Source organism: Dactylosporangium sp. NPDC000555, from assembly GCF_040300025.1.
In the GTDB taxonomy this organism is placed as follows: Bacteria; Actinomycetota; Actinomycetes; order Mycobacteriales; family Micromonosporaceae; genus Dactylosporangium.
Genome location: NZ_JBEPDB010000010.1, coordinates 13,561 through 37,763, shown reverse-complemented (window position 1 = coordinate 37,763; position 24,203 = coordinate 13,561). Strand labels below are relative to the sequence as shown.

18 protein-coding genes and 1 pseudogene are annotated in these 24,203 nt (G+C 72.6%); 16 read left to right on the top strand and 3 right to left on the bottom strand.

Features of this window, described 5'->3' with window-relative positions; all coding sequences use genetic code 11:
- The first annotated feature begins 13 nt into the window (after positions 1 to 13).
- From ABT297_RS09100 to ABT297_RS09075, 6 genes are all read left to right on the top strand, one after another.
- On the top strand, positions 14 to 604 hold the full coding sequence (locus ABT297_RS09100) for a TetR/AcrR family transcriptional regulator (RefSeq protein ID WP_350546523.1): 591 nt from the start codon (positions 14 to 16) through the stop codon (positions 602 to 604).
- 533 nt (positions 605 to 1,137) lie between these two features.
- The gene (locus ABT297_RS09095) at positions 1,138 to 2,406 is read left to right on the top strand and encodes an ABC transporter substrate-binding protein (protein WP_350546520.1); all 1,269 of its coding nucleotides are present in this window, start codon (positions 1,138 to 1,140) and stop codon (positions 2,404 to 2,406) included.
- Positions 2,407 to 2,469: 63 nt separating this feature from the next.
- Positions 2,470 to 3,447 carry a carbohydrate ABC transporter permease gene (locus tag ABT297_RS09090; RefSeq protein ID WP_350546518.1) on the top strand — a complete coding sequence of 326 codons (978 nt, stop codon included), beginning with the start codon at positions 2,470 to 2,472 and terminating at the stop codon, positions 3,445 to 3,447.
- Entirely contained in the window at positions 3,444 to 4,346 is a 903-nt protein-coding gene (locus ABT297_RS09085; RefSeq protein ID WP_350546516.1) for a carbohydrate ABC transporter permease, read from the top strand. The genes ABT297_RS09090 and ABT297_RS09085 overlap by 4 nt, the downstream gene beginning before the upstream one ends.
- Complete coding sequence (locus tag ABT297_RS09080; RefSeq protein ID WP_350546514.1) at positions 4,343 to 8,362, top strand: glycoside hydrolase family 38 N-terminal domain-containing protein; 4,020 nt, start codon at positions 4,343 to 4,345, stop codon at positions 8,360 to 8,362. Before ABT297_RS09085 ends, ABT297_RS09080 begins: the two co-directional genes overlap by 4 nt.
- A gap of 150 nt (positions 8,363 to 8,512) precedes the next feature.
- Positions 8,513 to 9,994 (top strand): glycosyltransferase family 2 protein, encoded by a 1,482-nt coding sequence (locus tag ABT297_RS09075; RefSeq protein ID WP_350546511.1) that lies wholly within the window; start codon positions 8,513 to 8,515, stop codon positions 9,992 to 9,994.
- 5 nt (positions 9,995 to 9,999) lie between these two features.
- On the opposite strand, the gene ABT297_RS09070 is transcribed toward ABT297_RS09075, so the two are convergent.
- Both ABT297_RS09070 and pqqE read right to left on the bottom strand, forming a co-directional pair.
- Positions 10,000 to 11,010 (bottom strand): glycoside hydrolase family 5 protein, encoded by a 1,011-nt coding sequence (locus tag ABT297_RS09070; RefSeq protein ID WP_350546509.1) that lies wholly within the window; start codon positions 11,008 to 11,010, stop codon positions 10,000 to 10,002.
- 273 nt (positions 11,011 to 11,283) lie between these two features.
- Entirely contained in the window at positions 11,284 to 12,696 is a 1,413-nt protein-coding gene (pqqE, locus tag ABT297_RS09065; RefSeq protein WP_350546506.1) for a pyrroloquinoline quinone biosynthesis protein PqqE, read from the bottom strand.
- A 92-nt stretch (positions 12,697 to 12,788) separates the two neighbouring features.
- Here pqqE and ABT297_RS09060 point away from each other — a divergent pair, with 92 nt between their 5' ends.
- From ABT297_RS09060 to hpnH, 9 genes and pseudogenes are all read left to right on the top strand, one after another.
- Positions 12,789 to 13,502 (top strand): polysaccharide deacetylase family protein, encoded by a 714-nt coding sequence (locus tag ABT297_RS09060; RefSeq protein ID WP_350546503.1) that lies wholly within the window; start codon positions 12,789 to 12,791, stop codon positions 13,500 to 13,502.
- A gap of 62 nt (positions 13,503 to 13,564) precedes the next feature.
- Positions 13,565 to 14,437, top strand: coding sequence for a squalene synthase HpnC (gene hpnC / locus ABT297_RS09055; RefSeq protein ID WP_350546500.1), 873 nt, complete (start codon positions 13,565 to 13,567; stop codon positions 14,435 to 14,437).
- Positions 14,434 to 15,303 (top strand): presqualene diphosphate synthase HpnD, encoded by an 870-nt coding sequence (hpnD, locus tag ABT297_RS09050; RefSeq protein WP_350546497.1) that lies wholly within the window; start codon positions 14,434 to 14,436, stop codon positions 15,301 to 15,303. The genes hpnC and hpnD overlap by 4 nt, the downstream gene beginning before the upstream one ends.
- Positions 15,300 to 16,697: a hydroxysqualene dehydroxylase HpnE gene (hpnE, locus tag ABT297_RS09045; protein ID WP_350546494.1), complete on the top strand. Its 1,398-nt coding sequence runs from the start codon at positions 15,300 to 15,302 to the stop codon at positions 16,695 to 16,697. The genes hpnD and hpnE overlap by 4 nt, the downstream gene beginning before the upstream one ends.
- The gene (locus ABT297_RS09040) at positions 16,694 to 17,707 is read left to right on the top strand and encodes a polyprenyl synthetase family protein (protein ID WP_350546491.1); all 1,014 of its coding nucleotides are present in this window, start codon (positions 16,694 to 16,696) and stop codon (positions 17,705 to 17,707) included. The genes hpnE and ABT297_RS09040 overlap by 4 nt, the downstream gene beginning before the upstream one ends.
- The gene (shc, locus tag ABT297_RS09035) at positions 17,707 to 19,617 is read left to right on the top strand and encodes a squalene--hopene cyclase (RefSeq protein ID WP_350546489.1); all 1,911 of its coding nucleotides are present in this window, start codon (positions 17,707 to 17,709) and stop codon (positions 19,615 to 19,617) included. The genes ABT297_RS09040 and shc overlap by 1 nt, the downstream gene beginning before the upstream one ends.
- Positions 19,614 to 20,147, top strand: a pseudogene (locus ABT297_RS43125) (phosphorylase family protein); the annotation flags it as partial. The gene shc and the pseudogene ABT297_RS43125, both read left to right, overlap by 4 nt.
- A gap of 36 nt (positions 20,148 to 20,183) precedes the next feature.
- On the top strand, positions 20,184 to 21,179 hold the full coding sequence (locus ABT297_RS09030) for a 4-hydroxy-3-methylbut-2-enyl diphosphate reductase (RefSeq protein ID WP_502885543.1): 996 nt from the start codon (positions 20,184 to 20,186) through the stop codon (positions 21,177 to 21,179).
- Complete coding sequence (gene hpnH, locus ABT297_RS09025; RefSeq protein WP_350546483.1) at positions 21,176 to 22,195, top strand: adenosyl-hopene transferase HpnH; 1,020 nt, start codon at positions 21,176 to 21,178, stop codon at positions 22,193 to 22,195. The genes ABT297_RS09030 and hpnH overlap by 4 nt, the downstream gene beginning before the upstream one ends.
- Positions 22,196 to 22,197: 2 nt before the next feature.
- On the opposite strand, the gene ABT297_RS09020 is transcribed toward hpnH, so the two are convergent.
- On the bottom strand, positions 22,198 to 22,980 hold the full coding sequence (locus tag ABT297_RS09020; protein WP_350546480.1) for an SDR family NAD(P)-dependent oxidoreductase: 783 nt from the start codon (positions 22,978 to 22,980) through the stop codon (positions 22,198 to 22,200).
- Between the two features lie 49 nt (positions 22,981 to 23,029).
- Here ABT297_RS09020 and ABT297_RS09015 point away from each other — a divergent pair, with 49 nt between their 5' ends.
- Positions 23,030 to 24,199 (top strand): glycosyltransferase, encoded by a 1,170-nt coding sequence (locus tag ABT297_RS09015; protein WP_350546476.1) that lies wholly within the window; start codon positions 23,030 to 23,032, stop codon positions 24,197 to 24,199.
- Positions 24,200 to 24,203 lie beyond the last annotated feature (4 nt).

The following is a 24,203-nucleotide window of genomic DNA, read 5'->3' as shown; positions in this document are numbered from 1 at the left end:
GGAGGGGCGTTCGATGAGCCACCACGCGGCACCGGTCGCGCCGGCCACCGAGCCGGACCCCGCGGACGCGCCGGCGCCCGGCTCCTCCCGGCAGGCCATCCTCGCCGCCGCCACCGAACTCTTCGCCGAACGCGGCTATGACCAGGTCACCATCCGTGACATCGCCGCGCGGGCCGACCTGTCCCCCGCCATGGTCATGAAGTGCGGCGGCAGCAAACGAGAACTGTTCCTGCGCTCCGCGCGGATCACCCCGCTGCCGCTGCCCGACGTGCCCAGGTCCGAGCTGGGCGCACGCCTCGTCGAGGAGCTGCTCACCCGGTGCCGCCGCGAAGCCATCGAGCCGCTCGCCCGGGCGCTGAACCTGCGGCTCTCCGCCCCCGACCCGGACAGCGTGCGTCAACAGTTCATCGCCGGCTTCCTCGACCCCCTGGGCGAGCGCCTCGGCGGCGACGCCGACGCGCGACTCCGGGCGGAGCTGGTCGTCGCCGCGCTGACCGGACTCGCCGCCAACACACGGATCTTCAACACCCCCGCCACCGACGCGGCCCCGGACGAGGTCATCCGCCGATACGGCACGGCCATCCAGCACCTCATCGACCGCTGACCCGCGCGCGGCGGGTGATCAGCATTCAGCCACCTCGGCCGCCGGAAGCGGGCTTGCGCGCCGGACCTCACCGACCGTCATGGTCGCCGCGCATCGCAGCAGACGGCCAGGCCGCGCGCTTTCGCTGGGAGCGGCCGGGACTTCCCCTTGATCCGCGGATAGCTGATTAGCGGATAACTCAGACATTCTCTAGAATTCGGGCTTTACAGGATCGAAGCCGCAATCTAGAGTTTTCGCCAGTCGAGAACGGCCCCCAGACGCGAGTCATCTGCGGGGCGGCGATTCGACGACTGCCGCGGAGGCCGGGTGCACTGCGCTTGACCGCATTGCACGGAGCCGTACGTCCTGGTGACGCCTCCGCTGCGGCATCGCGTCCGTGCCCGGTCCACCGGGACGACGACGGTCTCTTGGGCGACCACGGATTCGGCGGCACGCTCGTCGCGCGGCCACGCCCTGGCACCTCGGCCGATCTTCCCAGCAACCAGGACACGTCCCCACGTCCATCGGGCACCGAACACCCTCAAGGAGACCTGATGCTCACCCGCAGGCCCAAGGCGTTGACAGCGCTGCTGCTGGGCTGCCTGGCGCTCGTCGGCTCGGCGGTAGGCGCGTGCGGTTCCGCCACGCCGGGCGAGAAACGGCTCGTGGTCGAGATCTTCGGCGACCTGGGATATCGCGACCTGTACACGAAGTTCGAGCAGAGCCATCCCGGGATCAAGATCGTCGAGCACATCGTCTCGTACGACGACCACCACAAGAACCTGCAGGCGCACCTGCTGGGGGGATCGGGAACCGGCGACATCGAGGCCATCGACGGCGGCTACATGGCGCAGTTCAAGGTCATGGCCGACAAGTTCGTCGACTTCAGGGACTACGGCGCCGACCCGGACCAGTGGCTGGCATGGAAGTCGCAGCAGGCGACGGGGGCCGATGGCCGGCTGATGGGCCTGGGCGCCGACATCGGCGGCCTGGCGATGTGCTACCGCCGGGATCTCTTCGAGCAGGCCGGCCTGCCGACCGAGCGCGACCGGGTGGCCGCGTTGTGGCCCGACTGGCAGTCCTACATCGCGACCGGCAAGCGCTTCATGGCCAAGGCCCCGAAGGATGTGGCCTGGTTCGACTCGGGCTCCAACGTCTTCAACGCCATCATCAACCAGGCGCCGGTCGGCTACACCGACCGCGGCAACAACGTGGTGGTGGCGGACAATCCCGCCGTCAAGCAGGCGTTCGACCTCGCGGTCGAGGCCGTGCAGGCCGGCCAGTCGGCGAAGCTGGCGACGTTCAGCCAGCAGTGGAACGCCGGCTTCCAGCGGGGATCGTTCGCGACCGTGGCCTGCCCGGCGTGGATGACCGAAACGATCAGGCAGAACGCGCCGCAGACCAGCGGCAAGTGGGACATCGCCACGGTCCCCGGCGGCAGCGGCAACTGGGGCGGCTCGTTCCTGACCGTGCCCAAGCAGAGCAAGCACCGTAAGGAGGCCGCCGAGCTCGCCAGGTTTCTGACCGCGCCCGAGCAGGCGAGCTGGATCTTCCGCACCCAGGGTCACCTGCCCAGCCAGGCCGCGCTCTACGACGACCCGGCCGTGCTCGGCAACACCAACGCGTTCTTCAACAACGCACCCACCGGCCGGATCTTCACTGAGGCGGCGAAGACCCTGCGGCCGCAGTACCAGGGCCCCAAGGACGGCGACATCGGACCGCTGATCGGCCTGGGGATCACCCGGGTCGACAAGGGCAAGCAGGGGCCCTCGCAGGCGTGGCGGCAGGTGCTGAAGGACGTCGCGAATGCCACCGAGCCGTAGGCCCCGCGTCGAAGTGGATGGCCGGCCGAGCAGCGAAAGATCCAGAAAGGAACAACGAGCCTGATGGCAGTCTTCGCACCCTCGTCGGTGTTGCCCGGGCGGCGCAAGACCACACCGGCGGCAGCGGAGCGGCGGTCTCGCCTGCGCCACAAGTTCGACGTGAGCGGTACGCCGTATCTCTACATCGCACCGTTCTTCCTGATGTTCGCGGCGTTCGGGGTGTTCCCGCTCCTCTACACCGGCTGGATGGCCCTCACCCAGTGGAACCGCGACATACCCGGCAGCGAGGGCACCTTCGTGGGGCTGGGCAACTTCGCGCGGCTCATCAATGACGACTACTTCTGGAACGCGCTGCTCAACACCGCCGCGATCGGCGTGCTGGGCACGGTGCCGCAACTGCTGCTCGCGATGTGGTTCGCCCATCTGCTGAACCGCAAGATGCGCGCCCGCACGCTGCTGCGGATGGGTGTCCTGCTGCCCAACATCACCTCGGTCGCCGCCGTGGGACTGATCTTCGCGCAGCTGTTCGGGCGGGACCTCGGCCTGATCAACTGGGTGCTCAGCCTGGTCGGCCTGGGCAAGGTCGACTGGCAGGCGGGCACCTGGCAATCATGGGTGGCGCTGGCCGTCATCCTGACCTGGCGGTGGACGGGGTACAACGCCCTGATCTACCTCGCCGCGCTGCAGGCGGTGCCGGACGACCTCTACGAGGCGGCGGACCTCGACGGCGCCGGGCAGTTCCAGAAGTTCCGGAGCATCACCGTCCCGGCGCTGCGGCCGACCATCATCTTCAGCGTCATCCTGTCGACCATCGGCACCATCCAGCTGTTCACTGAGCCGCTCATGTTCAACCCGGGGCTGAGCCCGACCGGCGGCGACTCCCGCCAGTTCCAGACCCTGGCCATGTACGTCTACGAACAGTTCTGGACCCACGGCAAGTACTCCTACGCGGCCACGGTCTCCTGGGCCATGTTCATGATCATCGTGCTGGCGGTCGGCGCGAACTACCTGCTGTCCCGACGCATCCGGAGCTCCACATGACCTTCATCCCGGTCTCCCGTGCCATTCCCCGCGAGTCCCTCGGCCAGCGCCGCAACCGCGGCAGGTCCGCGTCGCCGGGACAGCGCCGCGCCGGGAAGAGGACCTATGTGCTGCTGGGACTCATCGCCGCCGTGTCGGCGTTCCCGCTGTACTGGTCCTTGGTCGCGGCGTCCAACGACAACTCCGCGGCGGGAAGCTGGCCGCCCAGGCTGCTGCCCGGAAGTCACCTGTGGGCCAACCTGCAGCAGGCGTACACGCAGGCGAACTTCGGCCTCGCCCTGCTCAACTCGATCATCGTCGCGACCGTGGTCACGGTCTCCGTGGTGTTCACCAGCACGCTGGCCGGCTTCGCCTTCGCGAAGCTGCGCTTCCGTGGCCGCAACGCCCTCCTCGGGTTCCTCCTCGTGACGATGATGGTGCCCGCGCAGCTGGGCATCATCCCGCTGTACATCATGATGTCGCAGTGGCTGGGCTGGACCGGGCACCTGCAGGCGGTGATCGTCCCGGCGGCCACGTCCGCGTTCGGCGTCTTCCTGATGCGCCAGTACCTGTCCGAAGCGCTGCCCAACGCGTTGCTGGAGGCCGGCCGGATGGACGGATGCTCCACACACCGGCTGTACTGGCACGTCGTGCTGCCGGCGGCCCGGCCCGTCGCCGCGGTGCTGGCGCTGTTCACCTTCATGAACTCCTGGAACGACTTCTTCTGGCCGCTGCTGGCCCTGGGCCAGAGCAACCCCACCACCCAGGTCGCACTGTCCACACTGGCTGGCGGCTACTACATGGACTACTCGCTGGTGCTCGCTGGAACCCTGCTCAGCACGGCGCCGGTGCTGCTGGTCTTCGCCCTCCTCGGCAAGCAGATCATCGGCGGGATCATGCAGGGGGCGGTCAAGGCGTGAACTGGACCGTCTGGCTCATCCCGCACTTCCATTACGACCCGGTGTGGTGGAACACGCAGTCCGCGTACACCCAGACCTGGGACCAACCAGAAGTCCCCGACGCGGGCGCGGCGCGCTTCGCGTGGCCCGGCCACAGCGCGTTCAGCCTCGTCAAGGCGCACCTGGCGAAGATCCGCGAGGATCCGCGGTACAGCGTGGTCCTCGCCGAGGTCGACTACCTCAAGCCGTACTGGGACACGTATCCCGAGGATCGCGAGCTCATCCGGCGACTGATCGCGGACGGCCGCCTGGAGCTGGTCGGCGGCACCTACAACGAACCCAACACCAACCTCACCGGCATCGAGACGACGATCCGCAACGCCGTCCACGGCGTCGGGTTTCAGCGGCACGTCATCGGAGGCGTCCCGGCCACGGCCTGGCAGCTCGACGTGTTCGGCCACGATCCGCAGTTCGCGCAGGTGATGTCCGGCGCCGGGCTGACCTCGATCGCCTTCGCCCGGGGCCCCTACCACCAGTGGGGGCCCATGCTGACGAGCTGGAACATCCGCGAACACCGCAAGCCGTTCGCGCCGACCCAGTTTCCCACCGAGTTCGAGTGGGTGTCGCCCGGCGGGGACGGCCTGCTCACCCACTACATGGCCGGGCACTACTCGGCCGGCTTCAGCCTCGACGCCGCACAGGACCCGCGGACCGCGGCGGCCGAGCTGCACGAGCTGTTCACCGAGCTCCGGCCGGCCGCCGCGACCCGCAACGTCATGATCCCGATGGGCAGCGACTTCAGCGCGCCGATGCGGTGGGTCACCGAGCTGCGCGCGGCCTGGGACGAGCGATACCCGCACGTGCGGCTCCGATACGGGCTGCCGCGCGACTTCTTCGCCGCCGTGCGGGACGAGCTCGCCGCGCGGGGCGTGCGCGCCACGCCGCAGACGCGCGACATGAACCCGATCTACACCGGCAAGGACGTCACCGCGATCGACACCAAGCAGGCCCACCGCCTGGCGGAGACGCTGCTGCTGGACGCCGAGAAGTGGGCCACCCTCGCCACCCTGCACGGCGCCGCCTACCCCGCCGCGGCCGTCGACAAGGCCTGGCGGCTGCTGCTGTTCGGCGCGCACCACGACGCGGTCACCGGCACCCAGTCCGACCAGGTCTACCTCGACCTGATCGCGGGCTGGCGCGAGGCACACGACCTGGCGGCCGAGGTCGACCGGTCGGCACGCCGGCACCTGGCCCGGCACGTCGACACCCGCGGGGAGGGCACCGCGGTCGTCGTGTTCAACCCGCTGTCGCACACCCGGACGGACACCGTCGGCCTGGAGATCGAGCTCGACCCGGCCGCAGGCGTCACGCTCGTCGACGACGGCGGGGTCGGAGTCCCGTACCTCACCGAGGCCCTCGCGCCCGCCTCCGACGGGCAGCCGGGCCGGGCGCTGCTGCGGTGGGTCGCGCGCGATGTGCCGTCGATGGGCTACCGGACCTTCCGCCTGCTGCCCGGAGCCGCGGAGCCGTCCGCGTCCGCGTGGCGGCCCGTCGAGGCGACGAGCATCGCCAACGACCGCTACCGGCTTCGCGCGGATCCCGAGCGGGGCGGCGCACTGACCGAGATCACCGACCTCGCCTCCGGCCGGGACATCCTCCCGCCGGGCCGGATGGGCAACGAGCTGGTCTGCTTCGCCGAGCACCGCGACCACCCGGAGTTCGGCGAGGGTCCGTGGCACCTGCTCCCCCACGCCGTCGTCTGGCGCGGCGCGGACACCGCGGCCGCCGTCACGGTCGAACGCTGCCCCATCGGCGAACGCATCACGGCGACGGCGGAAATCGACGGATGCCGATACACGCAGCACACCACCGTGTGGCACGGCATCGACCGGATCGACTTCGCCACGAGCATCGACGGGTTCGCCGCCACCGACCGGCTGCTGCGGGTGCGGGTGCCCTGCCACGTTCCCGGCGGCATGCCCGTCAGCGAGACCGCGGCCGCCGTGATCGGCCGCGGCTACGCCCTGCTCGACGCCGACGCGGCGGAGCACCCCCGGACCCTGGACAACACGGCGCACCGATGGTTCGGCCTCGCGGCGGCGCTGACCGTCCACCTGCACGATCCACAAGAGCGCGCCGAGCGCTCCCGAGCGGTGTCGATCGCCGAGATCGTCGTCCCCGACGGCGATCAGGGCGTGCCCTCGACCCGGCGGCTCGCCGTCGGACTGGCAAGGGCGGGTGTCACCGCCACCGTGACCACCGCGACGGGAAACCGTTACGGCGCGCTGGACACCGACTCCAACCTCCCCGACTGCCGCGTCGCGGTCGGCGGCCCGCGGCGCAACGCATTCGTCGCCGAGCTGCTCGACCGGGCGCCGGCGCCGTTCGCCGCCGAGCTGGCCGCTCAACTCGCGGCCACCGGCACGGCCCGCCTCTGGATTCCGGCCGAGCGGCCGATCGGCGAGGTGTGGCGACCGGGCGCCGACGTCCGCTCGATCCGGGACCTGCCCGTACTGCTGATCGCCGGCAGCGACGCGCAGGCCGAGCAGCGGGCCCTCGCCGAGTTCCTCGACGACGTCCGCGACGCGCACCTGCACGTCACGCAGCCGCTCGCGCTGCACCACGACGAAGGAGCCGTCGACGACTACGCCGTCGCGCTGCTCAACCGCGGCACCCCCGGTTTCGCGGTCGAGCCCGACGGCACGCTGAACATGTCGCTGGCCCGCGCGTGCACCGGCTGGCCCACCGGTACCGCGATCAATTTCGCGGAGCTCAGCGCGCCGGGCGGGCGGAGCTTCCAGCACCACACCAGCAGGCGTTTCGAGTACCACCTGGTGAGCGGCCCCGGTGGATGGCGCACCGCCGGGTTCACCGCCGCCGGGGAGTCCGTCAACCATCCGCTCGCCGCGACCGTCGCGCCGGCCACCGGCGGGCCGCTCCCGGTGGCCGGATCCCTGCTCGGCGTCGAGCCCGCGGAGAGCTTCGTCGTCACCGCGGTCAAGCCCCGGGGGGAACCTCTCGCCGCCGGCTCCACGGCACCCGCCGACGCGTGCGACAGCCTCATCGTCCGCGGCTACGAACCCCACGGCCACGCCGGCCGCGTTGCGATCCGCCTCGCCGGCGGTATCCTCTCGGCCGCGGCCGCCGACCTGCTCGACCGCCCGGGCGCCGCCCTCGAGCACGACGGCCGGCAGGCGTACGTCGACGTCGAGGGCTTCAGGATCACGTCGCTCGCCCTGTCACCGGCTCGCGCCGAGCGGGGCGGGACGGTGCTCACGGCGAGCACCGAACCGCTGCAGCCCGTGTTCACCCGCTACTGGCTGCACAACTGTGGCCCCGCGCCCATGGGCAACCTGCCCGTCACCCTCACCCTCCGGCCGGACGACGACGGGACGCGAACCGACGGCACCGCCGCCGGCGTGCGGCTGCGCGCTCAGATCGTCTGCGACGACCCCGACGCCGGCTACGCCGGGAATCTGGTCGTCAGGGCGCCTGAGGGGTGGATCGCGACACCGCGGTCGAAACCCGTGACCGTCACCGCGGGGGGCCACCGCAGCGTGCCCGTCACCGTCACGGTTCCAGGCACGGCCGCACCCGGCTGGTACGCGGTGGCGGCGAGCATCAACCATCAGGGTCAGGACCTGGAGGACGTGCTCATCGTGCCGGTGGGCCGGCCTGAGCCCGAGCCGCTGCTGCGCGCCCGCAGCGAGGCCCAGGAGCTCACCCTCACCCCCGGGGCACGAAGCAGCGTCCGCGTAGCGGTGACCCACGCCCTTCGCACCCCGCTGCACGGGTACGTCCAGCTCATCACCCCGCACCACGTCTGGTCGCTGACGAGCGGACAGACCCGCGGCTTCGCGATCGCACCCGGGTCCACGGAGAGCGTCGAGTTCCCCATCGCCGTCCCGGCGGCGACGCCACCCGGTGAGTTCTGGGCCCAACCCAAGATCTGCGCCTATGGACACATCGCGTACGCCGAACCCGTTCGCATCATCGTCGGGCCGGACGAAGGCGGCCGGCGTTCACAGCGCGGGTGACGTGCTCGGCGGCCGACTCCGGATTGGCCGCTCTGTCCACGGGTAGCTTCACGTAGCCCGGCGACAACCACGAGCACGCAGGGGGAAACGGACGTGGGAGGACCCGAACCCGTCCCTCCGGATGGGGACGCCCGGCTTGATCGGGACGCCTTGCCCGGGGGGCGGGAGGCGCTGAGCGCGGGGCATTTCCGGGTCGCGCCGACCGTGTACGACCCGCAGCAGGCGGGTGAGCTGCACCGCCGGCTCACCCGCTGGAGACCGTCGTACTGGCCGCTGATCCTCTCCTATCTGCTCATCGTGGCATTCGACTTCTGGTCCGCCGACCCGATCGCCGGCCTGCTCGGCTGGCCGCTGACGGTACTGTGGTCGTGGCCCATCTTCACCACGCTCACCGGCATCGTGGGCATAAGACGCACGCGCAAGGCACTACGCGAGTCGGAGGCCCGCTGGTCCGGCCGCGGGCTGACGAGAACCGACGACTTCCTGATCGTCGTCGTCCCCACCATCGGCCGGTACGACACCTACCCCGCGCTCGAGCGCTCGGTGCGGTCCTACATCGCCCATCTGCCCAGGTGTTTTCCCAGGCTCAGGATCGACATCGTCATCGACGAGGGCTGCGAGGCGAGGGAGGTGATCGCCGACCTCGCCGACGGGAGCGAGCTGGTACGGCTCGTCACCGTACCGGGGGGGTACCGCACCGCCAACGGGACGAGGTTCAAGGCGCGCGCCAGTCACTACGCGCACGAACTGCGGATCCGCGAACACGAGGCCCGCGACGACGTGTGGGTGCTGCACATGGACGACGACACCGGCGTGGGCCCCGACACCGCCCTGGCCATGGCCCGGTTCATCGAGGAGCAGTTTCTGGCCGGCCGCGACGCAAAGCACCTGGCTCAGGGCATTCTGACGTACCCGCGTGAATACGCCGTAAACCGGCTCATCTGGCTGGCGGACGCCGTCCGGCCGGCCGAGGACGTGGGGCGCTTCTCGGCCTGGACCGGCAGTGGCACACCGCGCGCCGGCGTGCACGGTGAGCTCCTGCTCGTGCGGGCCTCGATCGAGGCGACCATCGGCTGGGACTTCGGCCCGCAGAGCCTGGTCGAGGACGCCCAGTTCGCACTCATCTTCAGTGCTCGCCACCGGGGCCGCAGCGCCTGGTTCGGCGGGCGGTGCTACGGCGCATCACCCGCCACCCTCGGCGACTTCTTCCGGCAGCGCGAGCGGTGGTCCTGGGGCCTGGCGGCCCTGATCTTCAACCGGTCGCTGCAGCTGCGAAACCGGGTGCTGCTCGGATATTCGGTGATGGCGTGGGTCCTCGGCCCGATCCAGAACGTCGGGGTCGTTCTGCTGATCGCCATTCTGCTCGCCGATCCCAACACGTCTCCGGTGACGCTCGTCATCATCCCGATCTGGGCGCTGAACATGGCCTACACGATCTGGATGTACTGGGAGGGCCTGCGGGTCAATGCCGGAGTGTCCAGCGACGACCGGCGTAAGTGGTGGGAGTCCGTGGCCGTGATCCTGCTGATCCCGTTCTTCGGGCTGATGGAGAGCCTCCCCGGGCTGCGCGGGTTCGTGAGGTTCGCCCGGCGCGCCGAGAACAAGTTCCTCGTCATCGCGAAGCCATCATGAAACCCTCATGAACCGTCATGAACGCGGCCTGGGTCAGCGTAGACGGTGGCCTCCTTCGAGGTCTCCGCGATGCCGTTCGCGCCGTGGAAGAGGCGCCGGCCCCATGAGGTCAGCCGGGCGGGGTCGAAGCGGTCGGCCAGGTCGAGGTACTCGACGCCGCCGCTGTTGCCGCTCCACGACCAGCCCAGGTATCCGATCCCGCGGGACTGTGCCTCGTTGATGATGGTGTCCTCGGCCACGCCACCGTCGGAGTGCTTCCAGCCGAACTCGCCGACCACCAGCGGCAGCCCGATGCTCTGGAAGGCGTCGTAGTAGTCGGTGACCTTCGCGGCGGTGTCGTACACGCCGTACATGTGGACGGAGAAGACGGTATTGCGCTGCGGGTCGCTGTCGAACACCGACGCGGCGTCGCGGCGCATGATGCCCGACCAGTCCTGTCCCCAGTTCGGCCCGTCGACCATGATCAGATGGCGCAGGCCGGCGGTGCGCAGCTTCCTGATCGCCGCGCTCGTCGCGCCGCCCCAGCCCGAGGCGCCGGTGTTGCCGTACGGCTCATTGCCGATGTTGACGACGACGAAGTTCTCCTGGCCGGCAAGCACGTCCGTCAGCCCGACCCAGTAGTCGGCGGCGTGGTCCAGCGTGCTGTTGCCGCCGCCGCTGTCGCCGTACCCCGTGGTGTCGTGGTACTCGAGGACACAGATGAGCCGGTTCTGCTTGCACTTCGAGATGATGTCGGCCACCTCGCCGGCCCCGACGTCGGCCGTCAGCACCACGCGCAGGGAGTTGGCACCCAGCTTCTTGACGTCGGCGAACGCCGCGCTCCGGTCCTTGTGCCAGGCGTAGCCGTGACTGACGCCGCGCATGACGAAGCTGTTGCCGTTGGCCTCGACGATGTCCCTGCCGCTGACGTGCAGGCCGACCCCGTCGCGCGGGGACGATGCCGACTGCACCGGCTTGGCCGACCGGCCCGAATGATGCGTGGCCGCGAACAGAACCGCGATCAGTGCGGTGCACACTACCCCGACTTTAACAGCTGGTTTTCTCATGATCTCCTTCGGCTTCGGTCGCCGACCAGGAAACGTGCGGGTGACTCCCACGCACTCCGGCTGCGGCTACCTCGTGTTCCCGCATGACCCGCCGAGCGGGCTCGCCGCTTCGACCAGCGGCTGGCTCAGGAACCTATCACCCGAGGGTGACCGTCACGGCCTCGGATCAGCGGCCCCGGCGGTCCATGGATCCGTTGGCCCGCAGGCGATCGGGGCCGTGCACATCGCCATCGGGACGGATCCTCACCGCGCTCGCCGCGGGATCGGTGCTGGGCGACTCCCGCCGGCGATGGCGGCGACGACCGTGTCGTGGTGCGGGGACCAGCGGCAGGCCGGGTCGGTCGCCGACGCGTCGCCGGTGAGCTGGAAGGCCTGGCAGCGGCAGCCGCCGAAGTCGATGTCGCGCAGGGCGCAGCCACGGCACGGCTCGGGCATCCATGCGGTACCGCGGAAGGCGTTGAACATCGCCGAGTCCCGCCAGATCGCGGCGAGCGGGGCGGTGCGGACCGACGGCACCTCCAGGCCCGGCAGCTGCCCGGCGGCGAGGCACGGCAGCGCGTCGCCGTTGGGTGTCACGACGAGCTGCCGGGCGCCCCAGCCCTGCATGCACGGCTTCGGCGTGCCGGTGTGGTAGTCGGGCCGCACGTACACGATCTCGACCCGCTCGCCGTGGCGGCGGTGCACCTCGGCGGCCGCCTCGGCCGCGGCGTCCACCTGGGCCCGGGTCGGCATGAGCGCCGCCCGGTTGCGCAGCCCCCAGCCGTAGAACTGCGTGTGGGCGAGCTCCAGCCGGTCGGCGCCGAGCGCCACCGCCAGCTCGGCGATCTCCTCCAGCCTGGCCACGTTGCCGGCGTGCAGGACCACGTTGACCGTCAACGGGATCCCCGACGCGCGGATCAGCCCGGCCGCGGCGAGCTTGCGGTCGTGGAACCGGCCGCCGGCGACCCGGTCGGCCTCGGCCCGCCGCGCGTCCTGAACCGACAGCTGCAGGTGGTCGAGGCCCGCCGCCAGCAGCGCCGCCAGGCGGTCGGCGTCCAGCGGGATGCCGCTGGTGACGAGGTTGGTGTACATGCCGAGCCGGCTCGCGTGCCCGACGAGCTCCGGCAGATCCCGGCGCAGCAGCGGCTCGCCGCCGGAGAGGTGCACCTGCAGGACGCCCGCGGCGCGCGCCTGATCCAGCACGTCGCACCACTGCGCCGTGCCGAGCTCGTCGCGGTACGCCGCGAGCTCCACCGGATTCGAGCAGTACGCGCACTGCAGCGGGCACCGGTAGGTCAGCTCGGCGAGCAGCCCGGTCGGGCGCGGATGCTCGCCCGGCCAGCCGGTTGCCCCGGCGGCGCCCGCCTGGACTTCACCAGAACGTTCGGCGGGTCCGGCCGATCCGGTGCGGCCGTCGGTCAGCAGCCTCCTGTCGCTCAGGTCGGCCAGCAGCCGCTCGACATCGCCGGCGTCGACGCCCGCGTACTCCCGCGCCAGCAGCTCGACGATGCCGGCCAGGTCGCGCCGGCCGTCGCACGCCCGCACCACGTCCGCCGCGACCGGATCGAGCAGCAACACGCCCTCCGGGTACAACAGCGCATGCCCGGCCCGCACCGGGTCCCACTCGAGACGGACGCCGCGGGCGAGCCCGGGCCGGCGGTTCGTGAGGCTGGTCATGTCGCCCGAGCGTATCGGCGCTGCCGGCGTGAGCCACCGGAATCCGCTACGGTCCCCTGGTTTTGGTGCCGCAGGCCGGGGAACGCAGCGACGTGAGGAATTGGCTGCTGGCCACGGGCCTGTCCGCGGCCGTCGTCGGCCTGCACGCGGGCCCCGCGCTGACGGCGCTGGCCCCGGTCCGCCGGCACCTGCGGGCGCTCAGCGGCGTCGGGCGGCCGGGCACGGTCGCCCTCACCCTGGACGACGGCCCGGATCCCGGCTCCACGCCGGCCTTCCTGCGAGCGCTCGCGCGGCTGCGCGTCCCCGCGACCTTCTTCGTGCTCGGTGGCATGGCGGCGAGGGCACCCGACCTGCTGCGGCGCATCCGCGAGGACGGGCACGAGATCGGCGTGCACGGCTGGACGCACCGCGATCATCTGCGCATGAGGCCCGCCCTCGTCCACGACGAGCTGGCACGGACGGCCGATCTGCTCCTCGCCACCTGCGGGGTCCCGCCCATCTGGTTCCGTCCCCCGTACGGCATCCTCTCCGCGGGAAGCCTGCTCGCCGCGGCCAGGCTCGGCCTGCGCCCGGTGCTCTGGAGCGCGTGGGGGCGCGACTGGGAGGCCGGCGCCACCCCGGACACGGTGCTCGCGCAGCTGCGGTCCGGGGGCATCCGCGGCGGCGCCACCCTGCTGCTGCACGACAGCGACTGCGCGGCGGCCCCCGGCGCCTGGCGGTCGGCCCTCGGCGCGCTGACGGGGATCGCCGGCGACTGCGAGCGGCAGGGGCTGCGCCTCGCCCGGATCAGCGACCACCTGCCGTGACCGGCCCGCCGCGACGCCGATCACCCTGTTACGAGCGCACGATCCGGGGTAGCGGCGCCCCCATGGTGACGACGGAGTCGGCGATGGCGGCCGGTGCGGGCGTACGCGCGCAGAAGCGCGCCGGCGACGAGAACTTCCCGGTGGCATTGCGGATCCTTCCCAGAACCACCCGCCGGCACCTGCACGCGCTGTACCGCTACGCCCGGTTCGTCGACGACCTGGGCGACGAGCCGCTGCCGGGAGCGACGGCGGCCGACCGGACGGCGCGGCTGGACGCCTTCGAGGCGGAGGTCCACCGGCTCTTCGACGGGCACCGGATCGAGCATCCGGTGCTGTGCGCGCTCGCGCCCACGGTGGCGGCGTGCCGGCTTCCCGCCGGGCCGCTGCTGCGCCTGATCGAGGCCAACCGCGTCGACCAGATCGTCACCCGCTACACCACCTTCGAGGAGCTCGTGGGCTACTGCTCACTGTCGGCCGATCCCGTCGGCGAGCTCGTCCTGCACGTGTTCGGTCAGGCCGACCCGACGCGGATCGCGCTGTCGGACCGCATCTGTACCGCGCTGCAGATCATCGAGCACCTCCAGGACGTCGCCGAGGACCACCGCCGCGGCCGCGTCTACCTGCCCGGGGCCGACCTCGACCGGTTCGGGGTGCGCGACAGTGACCTGGCCGCGGCGACCGCGAGCGGCGCGCTGCGCGCGCTCGTGCGCTTCGAGGCCGGCCGCGCGCGGGACCGGCTGGACGGCGGGGCACCGCTGATCGCGGCGCTGCACGGCTGGGCGCGCGCGGCGGTCGCCGGGTATCTGGCCGGTGGATATGCGACGCTGAGGGCGCTGCAGCGCAGCGGCTACGACCCGCTGCCCGGGCCGCCACGCCCCCGCAGGCGGGACATCGCGACGTCCTGGCTGGCTTTGATGGTCAGGAGCGTCGGGTGAGCGCTGCCATCACCGTCGACGCGGCATACCGGCGGTGCGAGGAGATCACCCGGCGGGAGGCGCGCAACTTCTCCTACGGCATCAGGCTGCTGCCGAGGGACAAACGGCGCGCGCTGTCCGCGGTGTACGCCACCGCCCGCCGGATCGACGACATCGGCGACGGTGGCTTGCCCCCCGACGAGAAGTTGGCCCGGCTCGACGAGGTCCGCGAGTCGCTGCGCCGGCTGCCGGGCACCGCCCCCGACGACCCGGTGCTGCTGGCGTTGCACGACGCCGCGGGCCGGCTGCCCATCCCGCTGGAGGCGTTCGAGGAGCTGATCGACGGCTGCGCCGCCGACGTGCGTGGCACCACCTATGCCACGTTCGACGACCTGCTGTGGTACTGCCGCTGCGTGGCCGGCTCGGTCGGGCGCCTGTCGCTGGGCGTGTTCGGCACCGGCGCGCCGGGACTGGCCGCCGAACGGGCCGACGCGCTGGGTATCGCGCTGCAGATGACCAACATCCTGCGTGACCTGCGGGAGGATCGCGGCAACGGACGGGTGTACCTGCCCAAGGACGATCTCGACCGCTTCGGCTGCAACCTGGAGTTCGACGGCGACGGCTTCGCCGACCCGTCGGACCGCTTCGCCGCCCTCGTACGCTTCGAGGCCGAGCGCGCCGAGGGGTGGTACGAGACCGGCCTGCGGCTGCTGCCGATGCTGGATGCGCGCAGCGCCGCCTGCACCGCCGCCATGGCCGGCATCTACCACCGGCTGCTGGCCCGCATCGTGCGTGACCCGATGGCCGTCACGCGGACGCGGATCTCCCTGCCGTCGTCGGAGAAGGCGACGGTCGCCGCGCGCGCACTCGTCAGGCGGACGGCGTGACGGCGCCCGGCGCCGGCTACGACGTGTGCGTCGTCGGCGGTGGGCTCGCCGGCATCGCCGCCGCGATCAGCCTCGTCGATGCCGGGGCTCGGGTGGCGCTGCTGGAGCGGCGTAGCGAGCTCGGCGGGGCGACGTACTCGTTCGAGCACGGCAACCTCGTCGTGGACACCGGGCAGCACGTGTTCCTGCGTTGCTATGAGCGCTACCGGGCCCTGCTCGACCGGCTCGGCACCGGCGGCCTGACGCAGCTGCAACCGCGCTTCTCGGTGCCGGTACTGCGTCCCGGGCGCCCGCCGCACGTCCTGCGGCGTGCCCGCCGGCTGCCCGCCCCGGCCCACCTGCTTCCGGCGCTGGCGCGGTATCCGCTGCTGAGCGTCCGCGAGCGGCTGCGCGCGATCGGCGCCGCCAACGTGCTGCGCGGCGTGGACCCCGACGACCCCGCCAACGACCGGCGCGCCTTCGGCGACTGGCTTGCCGCCCACGGCCAGGGCCCGCGGGCCGTGCGACGGCTGTGGGATCTGATCACCGTTGCCGCGTTGAACGCGCCGGCGCAGCGCGCGTCGCTCGCCCTCGCGGCGCGGGTCTTCCGCACCGGGCTGCTGGAGCGGGCCGACGCCGGTGACATCGGGCGTCCGCTGGTACCGCTGTCCGATCTGCACGGCCGTGCCGCCCTCCGGCTGCTGACGCGGCTCGGCGTGCGGGTGGCCACCGGGAGCAGGGTCGAGCGGGTCCACCCGGACACCTCCGGTTTCCGGGTCACGGTCGGCGGCGCCGGCGGTCGCTCGGCCCGGGAGGAGCTCGCCGCAGACGCGGTCGTCCTGGCCGTCCCGCATCCGGCCGCCCCGCGGCTGGTGCCGGCCGCGGCGTGCGACGGCCGGGACAGCTGGCACCTGCTGGACAGCGCCCCGATCGTCAACGTGCACCTGCGATACGACTCGACCGTCACCCGGCTGCCGTTCGCCGCCGCGGTCGACTCGCCCGTGCAATGGATCTTCGACCGCACCCCGCCTTCCATGCGCGACGGGCAGTACCTGGTGAGTTCCGTCTCCGCCGCGGACGACGCCATCGCGATTCCCGCCAGGCGGCTGGTCCGCACGCACGCCGCCGCCATCGCCGAGCTGTTCCCCGCGGCTCGGTCCGCGGCCCTGCTGGAGGCCTTCGTCACCCGTGAGCCGCATGCCACGTTCCGGCAGGCTCCCGGTACCCGCAGGCTGCGACCCGGTGCGGCGACCCGCCTGCCCGGCCTCGTGCTGGCCGGCGCGTGGACCGACACGGGGTGGCCGGACACGATGGAGGGCGCCGTCCGCAGCGGTCACCGCGCCGCCGACGTCGTGCTCGCCCACTTGCGAGGTCTGCCGGCATCCCCGACCCGAAACCTGGAGGGCACACGTTGACCATCGCACCCGTCGCCTGCCTCGATCAGGTACCGACGCTCGTCGCGCCCCGGATCCGAGACCTCCTCGGCCGCCTCGACCCGCGCAACCGGCGGGTCGCCGCCTATCACCTGGGCTACTGCGACGCAGACGGCGCACCGACCGCCGGCGGCGGCAAGGGCATCCGCCCGGCCCTGGCCCTGCTGTCGGCCCGCGCCTGCGGGCAACCACCCGAACGGGGTGTCGCCGCCGCCGTCGCCGTCGAGCTCGCCCACAACTTCTCGTTGCTGCACGACGACGTCATGGACCAGGACGCGCTGCGCCGGCACCGCCCCACCGCCTGGGCGGTCTTCGGCCCGGCCGCCGCGATCCTCGCCGGCGACGCCCTGATGCTGCTGGCCCATGACGCGCTCGCCGACGAGTCCCGGCCGGGCGGCGCCAAGGCGGCCCGGCGACTGTCCACGGACGTGCACCGGCTCATCGCCGGGCAGGCCGCCGACCTGGACTTCGAGCGCCGCGATGACGTCAGCCTCGACGAGTGCCTCGCGATGAGCGCCGACAAGACCGCGGCGCTGATGTCCTGCGCCTGCGCGCTGGGAGCGCTGCTGTGCGGCGCCCCCGCGGCCGTGACCCGGGGCCTGTCGCGCTTCGGCGAGCACCTCGGGATGAGCTTCCAGCTCGTCGACGACCAGCTGGGCATCTGGGGCGAGCCCGGGCGCACCGGCAAGCCGGTGGGCTCCGATCTACGGGCGCGCAAGAAGTCCGTGCCGATCGTGCACGCGCTCACCTCGGGCACCGCCGCCGGCGAGGCGTTCCGGGCGCTGTACGCGTCCGCGGGCGAACGGGACGAGGCCGACCTCGTGGTCGCCGGCCGGCTTCTGGAGGAGTCCGGGTCGCGGGACTGGGTCCGGGGCGAGGCCGATCGTCATCTGACCCGGGCCCTCGACGAGCTCGCCGCGCTCGAGCTGCCCGCGGGCGTGTACGACGACCTGTTCGACCTCGCCCGCCTCGTGACGGGACGTGATCACTGATGACGCGACTGCTCGCGCCGACGACCGACGCCGACGGGATCCTCGACCGGGCCCGGGCCGGCCTGGACCGGGCGACGGCACGGCTGCTCGAGCTGCAGGACGCGGCCGGCTGGTGGAAGGGCGAGCTGGAGACCAACGTGACGATGGAGGCCGAGGACCTGCTGCTGCGCCGGTTCCTCGGCATCTCGGACGAACCGCTGACCGCGCAGACGGCCCGCTGGATCCGCTCGCGGCAGCGCGACGACGGCACCTGGGCGACGTATCATGGCGGGCCGGGCGACCTGTCCACCACCATCGAGGCGTACGCGGCCCTGCGCCTGGCCGGCGACGCCCCCGACGCGCCGCACATGGCGGCGGCCGCGAGGTTCGTCCGGGGCTGCGGCGGCATCGAGCGCAGCCGGGTGTTCACCCGGATCTGGCTCGCGCTGTTCGGCGAATGGCCGTGGCAGCGCCTGCCCGCCATCCCGCCCGAGCTCGTGCTGCTGCCCGCCTGGATGCCGTTCAACGTGTACGACTTCGCGTGCTGGGCGAGGCAGACCATCGTGCCGCTGGCGATCGTGCGGGCGACGCGGCCCGTGCGTTCGCTGGGTTTCTCGCTGTCCGAGCTGCGCACCGGGCTGCCGCCGGCGCCACCGCCGCCGCTGTCTCGCCGTGCCGGCTGGCTGCACCGCCTCGACCTGGCCGCGCGCGGCTACGAACGCGTCGCCGCCCGCCCGCTGCGCCGCCATGCGCTGCGCCGCGCCGCCGAGTGGATCGTGGCCCGGCAGGAGGCCGACGGTTCGTGGGGCGGCATCCAGCCGCCGTGGGTGTACTCGCTGATCGCCCTGCACCTGCTCGGGTATCCGCTCACGCATCCGGTGCTGCGGGCCGGGCTCGACGGGCTGGAGCGCTTCACCGTGCGGGAGGAGACGCCCGACGGGACGATCCGCCGGCTGGAGGCGTGCCAGTCGCCGGTATGGGACACCGCGCTCGCGGTCACGGCGCTAGCCGACGCCGGGCTCCCGGCCGACGATCCCGCGCTCGTGCGCGCCGGGGACTGGCTGGTCGGGCAGGAGATCACCGCTCGTGGCGACTGGGCCGTCCGCCGTGCGGGCGTCCCGCCGGGCGGATGGGCGTTCGAGTTCGACAACGACGGCTACCCCGACACCGACGACACCGCCGAGGTGCTCCTCGCGTTGCGGCGTACCCCGCTGCGCCACGACCCGTCGCTGCACCGGGCCACCCGCTGGCTGATCGGCATGCAGTCCCGCGACGGCGGCTGGGGCGCCTTCGACGCCGACAACGACCGCGCGCTCGTCGCCGACCTGCCGTTCTGCGACTTCGGCGAGGTCATCGACCCGCCCAGCGCCGACGTCACCGCCCACATCGTGGAGGCACTGTGCGACCGGGGCCTGACGGACTCGGTCGCCGTCAGCCGGGGCGTGCGGTGGCTGCTGCGGGCGCAGGAGCCGGACGGATCCTGGTTCGGCCGGTGGGGCGCCAACCACGTGTACGGCACCGGCTGCGTCGTGCCCGCCCTGGTCGCCGCCGGCGTCCCGGCGGACCACCCGATCATCCGGCGCGCCGTGAACTGGCTGCTGCGCCACCAGAACGGCGACGGCGGCTGGGGCGAGGACCTGCGCTCCTACGCCGACGCGGCCCTGCGCGGGCACGGGGTGTCGACCGCGTCGCAGACCGCCTGGGCCCTGCTCGCGCTGCACGCCGCCGGTGAGCATCGAACGCCGGTGGCGCGAGAGGCGTTGGCGTGGCTGGTCCGCACGCAGCGCCCCGACGGCGGCTGGGACGAACCGCAGTACACCGGCACCGGCTTCCCGGGCGACTTCTACATCAACTATCACCTGTACCGGCTGGTGTTCCCGATCAGCGCGCTCGGCCGCATCCTGCGGGACACCGCGCGGGAGGACCGATGAGGACGCCGGCATCGCGACGAGCGGACGGGGACTGGGTGCTCTGCGCACCGATGCGCACAGAGGCGGCGGCGCTGCGCCGCGCCGTGCTTGCCGGCGGGCACGATCCGGCCGACGCCGTCCTGCACACCGGTGCCGGGCGCAGCCGGTCCGAACGCGCCGCCGGCTGGGCCGTCGTGCAGGACGCCGGCGCGCTCGCCGTGGCCGGCATCGGCGGCGGGCTGGACGCGGCCCTGAACCCTGGCGACGTCGTCGTGGCCACCGAGGTCCGCGCCGACCCGTCGGTCGCCGAGCCCCGGCCCGCCACGATCACGCTCCCCGCGGCCGCCATGGTCGCGAGCGCGCTGCGCCGGCAGGGGCTCACCGTCCGGACCGGTCCGGTGGTCAGCACCGAGCGGCTGGCCCACGGGCCGACGCGTGACCGCCTCGCGGCCACCGGCGCGCTGACCGTGGACCTGGAGTCGGCCTGGCTGCTGGGCGGCAGTGCCGGCCCGGCCGGACGGCCCGCCGCCTGCGTGCGGGTCGTCGCCGACACCGGTGCGCTCTTCCAGCCGGGCACCCTGAGCCAGATGCGCACGGCGCTGGCGACCCTGCCGGCCGTGGCGGCCGGGCTGCACGAGTGGGCGGCCGCCACCACCGTGCGCCGGGTCGTCCTCGCCGCTCCCCGCTCGTTCTGCGCCGGGGTGGAGCGCGCGATCCTCGTCGTGGAGCGCGCCCTCGAGCTGCACGGCCCGCCGGTGTACGTCCGCAAGCAGATCGTGCACAACACGCACGTGGTCGCCGATCTTTCCGCGCGGGGCGCGGTCTTCGTCGACGACGTCGAGGACATCCCGCAAGGGGCGGTGGCCGTGTTCTCCGCCCACGGCGTCTCCCCCACGGTCCGCTCGGCCGCCGCCGCGCGAGAACTGTCCACAATAGACGCCACCTGCCCGCTCGTCACGAAGGTGCACGCCGAGGCCCGCCGGTTCTCCGACCACGGCGACACCATCCTGCTCATCGGGCACGCCGGCCACGAGGAGACCGACGGCGTCGTCGGCGAGGCACCCGGCCGGATCCGGCTCGTGCAGGACGTCCGGGACGCCGAACAGGTGCGGGTCGACGACCCGCGGCGGGTGTCCTACCTGGTCCAGACGACCCTGGCGGTGGACGACGTCACCGACATCCTCACGGTGCTGCGGGACCGCTTCCCCGACCTGGCCGCCCCGCCGTCCGACGACATCTGCTACGCCACGACCAACCGGCAGCGCGCGGTGCACGAGGTGGCGGCCGCCTGCGACACGATGATCGTCGTCGGCTCCGCCAACTCGTCGAACTCCCGCCGCCTGGTCGAGGTCGCCGAACGGGCGGGGACGCCCGCGCGGCTCGTCGACGGCGCGGCCGGCATCGACCTGCGATGGCTCGCGGGCGCCCGCACGGTCGGCGTGTCCGCGGGTGCCTCGGCGCCGCCCGCCCTCGTCGACGAGGTGGTCGGGGCGCTGTCCGGGCTCGGTGCACGCACGGTCGAGGAGCACACCGCCGTGCGCGAAGACGTCCGATTCATGCTGCCCAAGGAGGTACGATTATGAGCATCCCTCTGCGGCAACGGCTGCGAATAGGCCGATACCTCGTCGAGCAGAAGGTGCGCCGCCGCGAGAAGTTTCCGCTGCTGGTCGAACTGGAGCCGCTGTTCGCCTGCAACCTCAAATGCGCCGGCTGCGGCAAGATCGACCACCCGGCCGACGTCCTCAAGCGTCGTATGCCCGTCGAGCAGGCACTCGCCGCGATCGACGAGTGCGGCGCGCCGATGGTCTCCATCGCCGGCGGCGAGCCGCTCATGCATCCGCAGATCGACACCCTCGCCGCCGAACTGGTGAAGCGCAAGAAGTACGTGTTCCTGTGCACCAACGCCATGCTGCTGCCGAAGAAGATCGACAAGTTCCGGCCGTCGCGGTACCTCGCATTCACCGTCCACATCGACGGCCTCCGGGAGCGCCACGACGCGTCGGTATGCAAGGAGGGCGTGTTCGACCAGGCCGTGGCCGCCGTGCGCGACGCGCAACGGCGCGGCTTCCGCGTCACAACCAACACGACGTTCTTCAACACCGATACCCCGCAGACCGTCATCGACGTCCTCGACCACCTCAACGACGAGCTCCGGGTCGACGAGATGATGCTCTCCCCGGCGTACGCCTACGAGAAGGCACCCGACCAGGAGCACTTCCTCGGCGTCGAGCAGACCCGGGAACTGTTCCGCAAGGCCTTCGCCGACGGCCGGCGAAGGCGCTGGCGCCTCAGTCACTCGCCCCTGTTCCTCGACTTCCTCGAGGGCAGGATCGACTTCCCGTGTACGGCCTGGGCCGTGCCGTCGTACTCGCTGTTCGGCTGGCAGCGCCCCTGCTACCTGATGGCCGACGGATACGTCAGCACCTACCGGGAGCTGATCGAGACCACCGACTGGGAGCGCTACGGCCGTGGCCGCGACCCACGGTGCGCCAACTGCATGGCCCACTGCGGCTACGAGCCCACGGCCGTGCTGGCGACGATGGCGTCGCTGAAGGAGTCGCTGCGCGCCCTGCGCAATCCTGGCCGCGCAGCCGGATAGCGTCAGCCGAACCGGGCGGCCAGCCGCCGGTACAGTCCCGGGGCGACCCCGCGGACCGCGACCGGCAGTCGCAGCCAGCCGGGTGTGTAGCGCTCGGCGCCGCCGGACGTGATCGTCTCGACCAGCCGGTCCGCGACCCGGTCCACGCCCAGCGGCCGGGGGCTGCTGCGCTCGTACGGCCGCCCGCGGCGCTGGAAGAACTCGGTCTCGACGACGCCGGGCACGAACACGCCGACCCGCACCCCCGAGCCGCGCACCTCCAGCCGGAGGCTCTCGGCGAAACCGTCGAGGCCGGCCTTCGTCGCCGCGTAGACCGCCTCGCCGGCCACGCCGAGCCGGCCGGCGATCGACGTCACGAACAGCACGTATCCGTCCCCGCGGGCGCTCATCGCCGGCAGTAGCGCCCTGGTGAGCCGCATCGGGGCGACCAGGTTGACCGCGACCAGCCGCTCGATGTCGGCCGGCTCCATCGCCCCGAACGACCCGGCCCAGCCCACCCCGGCGTTGTTGACGACGATGTCGACGCCGCCGGCGAGCCGCTCGGCCTCCGCCACCAGGCGGCTCACCCCGTCCGGCTCGGCGAGATCGCCCGCCACCGCGAACCCGCCCGTGCGCTCGGCCAGCGCCGACAGCCGCTGCCGGTCCCGCCCGTGCAGGACCAGCCGCGCGCCCGCGCCGGCCAGCCGCAGTGCCGTGGCCCGGCCGATACCGGACGAGGCGCCGGTGATCAGCGCGACCCGGTCCGCGATCCGCATCAGCACCCCGTCCCCGGCGGACTGCGCCACCCACCCGATCGCAGGTTACAACGACGGCGGCTGCGGTAGAGCGCTTTGCGTGTCCATTGCCGATGAACCTGCCGATGTCGACCCGGGCGGCGCCGGCCCGAGCCGCCGCGTCGTGGTGGTCTCAGCCAGTGTCGGTGCCGGGCATGACGGCACCACCCGCGAACTGGCGGACCGGCTGCGCGGCCGCGGCTTCCGGGTCGACTGCCTGGATGTCACCGACGTCTTCCCGTGGCGGACCGGGCGGCTGCTGCGCGGCACCTACCGTGGCATGTTGCTGCGGCTGCCCTGGATCTACGACGCGCTGTTCGCGATCAGCTGCCGGTTCCGGGGCGCGGGTCCGATCACCCGAGCCCTGTTGCGCCCGGTGCGGCCGCGCATGCGCCGGGCCCTGCCCGCCGACGCAAGCGCCGTCGTGTCGACCTACCCGATCGCCAGCCAACTGCTCGGCCCGCTGCGCCGCGACGGGCACCTCGGCGCGCCGGTGATCACCTACCTGACCGACTTCGCCGTCCACCCCACCTGGGTCGCCCCCGGCGTCGACCTGCACTGCGCGGCGCACGCCATCAGCGGGGCCCAGGCCGTCGCGTACGGCGCCGCCGACGTACGGGTGGCCGGGCGGCTGGTGTCGTCCCGGTGCCGGCCCGCCTCGGCGCAGGCGAAGCGGGAGGCACGCGAACGCCTCGGCCTGCCGCCGCACGACCGGCTGGCGCTGCTCGTCGCCGGCGCGTGGGGCGTCGGCGAGGTGGGCGCGGCGGCGGCCGAGATCGAGGCCACGGGCGTGGCGACGCCGGTCACGGTCTGCGGGCGCAACGGGGCGCTGTACCGCCGGCTCAGTCGTCGCGGCGCCGGCCACGTCTTCGGCTGGGTGCCGGACATGCCGGAGCTGTTGCGGGCCGCCGATGTCCTCGTGGAGAACGGCGGCGGGCTCACCGCGCTGGAGGCCATGGCGTGCGGGCTTCCGGTCCTCACGTACCGGCCTATACCCGGGCACGGCAAGGCCAGCGCGGCCACCATGGCCGAGGCCGGGGTGGCAACCCTGGTGCGCGACCGTGCCGAGCTCGGACCGGCGCTGGCCGAGCTCCTCGACGGGGAGCGGGGCCGGCGCCAGCGCGACGCCGGCCTGGCGCTGTTCGGCTCCGATCCGGCGGCGGTGATCGCGGGCGTCGCCGCGGGCGAACGGGCGGCGTCCGCCTCGACGGCCCCGACGAGCCGTCGCTGACGTC